The sequence below is a fragment of the Microbacterium umsixpiens genome, assembly GCF_053543675.1.
This window is the reverse complement of sequence record NZ_JBLVOH010000071.1, coordinates 565-1,619: the sequence shown is the minus strand read 5'-3', so window position 1 is coordinate 1,619 and position 1,055 is coordinate 565. Positions and strand designations below refer to the sequence as shown.

Sequence of the window (1,055 nt, the reverse complement as noted above, 5' to 3'; positions counted from 1 at the left end):
CGGCGCCGTCGAGCGCGTCCTGCAGTGCGGCACCGGCCACACGCCGCGCACCGAACTCGTCCGAGTTCCCGAACGCCACCGCGCCGATGCCGGTCGCCGCATGCCAGCGCATGTGGGCGGAGAAGCCCGGAAGGCCGCCGGAGTGCTGCACGATGCGGCCGAACCGCCGGTCGTGCTCCACGAAGAGTCCGTACCCGTAGCCGGCACCGGCGAGGTCGCGTCCGTCGAACATCCCCGATGGCACGTCGATGGGTGTCCTCGGCTGCTGCATCTCGATCCGCGAGGAGGGCGCGAGCACGTGCGGCGCGAGCGGGTCGTCGGTGAAGGCCGAGCCGAGGAACCACATCCAGGTGGCGATGTCGTCCACGGTGCTGAACATGCTCCCGATGCAGCCGAGGGCGCCGGTGCGCACATACGGCTCGGGGTGGAAGGTCGCGCCGTCGTCGAAGGTGCGGAAGCCGCGGGCCAGGGTATCGTGCGCATAGCCGTCGGCCGAATGGGCGGTGCTCGTCAGTCCCAGTGGCTCGAGCAGTGTCTCCCGCACCACGTCCTCGACGGCTCGTCCGGTGACGGCCTCGACCGCCGCGCCGACCAGCGACTGCCCGAGATTGGAGTACTGGTACGTGGTTCCGGGCGCGGCGGAGAGCAGCATCCCCTCGGAGAACAGCGCAGCGATCTCCGCTCGGGAGTCGCCCAGGTGGCGGTCGACCCAGGCGTTGTCCTCGCCGAGCCCCGACCGGTTGGAGAGCAGCAGGTCTCCGGTGAGCACGGCATCCGCGCCCCGGTGCCTGGCGCGCACGGCGGGGAGATACTCGGTGATCGGGGCATGGAGATCGAGGGCGCCGCTGTCGCGCAGGGCGAGTGCCGTCGCGGCGAGAAAGCTCTTCGACATCGATGCGATCCGGAACACGGTGTCCCGACTCGTCGTCGCGGCGTCGGCGCGCGGATGTCCGTGGGCGCGGACACCCCGCACCTCCCCGCGCTCGCACACGGCGACGATCGATGCGGGGGCGGTCCGACGCGCCCTCTCGTCCAGCCCGCGCCGGCGGGCGCGG

1 protein-coding gene is annotated in these 1,055 nt (G+C 72.0%); it reads right to left on the bottom strand.

Annotated elements, in window-relative coordinates; all coding sequences use genetic code 11:
- Nucleotides 1-1,055: serine hydrolase domain-containing protein (locus tag ACNPM4_RS07420; protein ID WP_448985265.1), on the bottom strand; the 1,055-nt coding region annotated here is incomplete at both ends.